At 45.4% G+C, this 1,470-nt stretch carries 2 protein-coding genes; one reads left to right on the top strand and one right to left on the bottom strand.

Annotation, left to right across the window (positions count from 1 at the left end; genetic code table 11):
- Positions 1–358 (bottom strand): hypothetical protein (locus KDK17_RS00670; RefSeq protein WP_257287116.1); only part of this gene is annotated, 358 nt, incomplete at its 3' end.
- Positions 359–762: 404 nt separating this feature from the next.
- Between KDK17_RS00670 and KDK17_RS00675 the strand changes: the two genes are divergently transcribed.
- Positions 763–1,470: LuxR C-terminal-related transcriptional regulator (locus tag KDK17_RS00675; RefSeq protein ID WP_257287117.1), on the top strand; the 708-nt coding region annotated here is incomplete at its 3' end.

A 1,470-nucleotide genomic window follows, 5' to 3' on the forward strand; every position in this document is an offset into this window, starting at 1 on the left:
AGACAGATATTTTTTTAGAGGTGGTCATCGAATAACCTTTCATGAATTTTGCAATTTTAACTCTGGCTTTTGATGCTGACGATTTTATGTAGCTCGTCACCTTGTGACCACTTCCTTTTGAGCCGCCACCTTTGTAACCACCACCTTTGTAACCGCCTCCTTTGGAACTGCTACTTTTTCCGCCACCTGAGGAGCCTCCGCCTCTTCGAGCCTCTCTTCTGTCTCTTTCAGAGATAGCACCACCCTCCTGAGGATCGTATGGCAAAAGGTCATCTGCACTGATCTCATTATTCACAGCCCATAGAGAAGAACAAAAAGGGAGAATCAAGGCCAGAAGCAGGCTTGAAAGTATTTCCATGAAACTATGAACCACCTGTAAAATAAATACCAAAAGAAAAGGGTAATCCCCGCATTTAACGGATTACTTGAGAGTCCGCCTGAGTAGCGGGAAGCTTAGACATCACATTTTTACCTGTCCAATCAAAACACTTGCAGATTTACATGGAGTTTATTGAATGGTACTCATGTTTAATTTTAAAAGTATGATCGTTCGCACAGGTATGGTCGATATTGGTCTATCCTTGTTCATTCTTAGGTTGGGTTTGCCCTGAATTACAACTGAATGGATTGGGACTCATGTTGCTTTGAGCTGGCTTCCGGGGAGTGCTTCAGAGTGCTGTCCGGATTGTAATTCGTTATGTTGGGCCACGGTGGTCAGGAGCAAACTTGGTGTCTTGAGTCATAATGATTGTGATAACAAAAATGATCTCTATCGATAACGTATCTTCTGCTCCAGAGCTCTCCAGTGACTTCATGCATTTTATGGAACACGACCACTTGCAGGCCTGGGGGGTTCATGACTGTCACGACAGAGCGTTCTATCTCAATGAGCACTCTCTCTGGTTGTATGGTATTCCCCTGCGCTACAAAGTATGTGGTAAACGGTTTTCGGAGATTCCGGCACCTATATTCTCTTGCTGTTCTGACCAGATTGTGGCGCAGAACAACATTTGTGTCAGCGAGAAAAAAGAGATTACTGTCCTGAATGTGCATCCGGGAGGAAATGGCTGGTTTGCCTACATTTCCAGGAAAAAACCTCACTACAACCATCTGCACCAGATAGACGGGGTGCTTAGTCATGGTCATTCGGTGACACAGTCTTGGATGAAGGCTGCTTTGAATATACGCTGCCTGATGAAACTGGATGGTCGAGCCAAAGGTCAGTCGACATTCCGCATAGGCGTCATGCCCAGTCTGAGCCCCAGAGAGTCAGAGGTGCTGTTTTTCCTGATTTGTAATCAACAGATTAAGCAGATTGCAGGTATTCTGTCACTGTCTGAAAATACCATCCGGTCCCACATTGAGCATCTGAAAAAAAAGTTTGAAGTACACTCCATCGCTCAGCTGATAGAAGCGGCGATTTCTGTGGGCTGTCACGACTTTCTGCCTCCCACCTTACGTCTCAGACAG

Origin of the sequence: Endozoicomonas sp. SESOKO2, assembly GCF_024606245.1 — a bacterium.
Lineage (GTDB): Bacteria > Pseudomonadota > Gammaproteobacteria > Pseudomonadales > Endozoicomonadaceae > Endozoicomonas_A.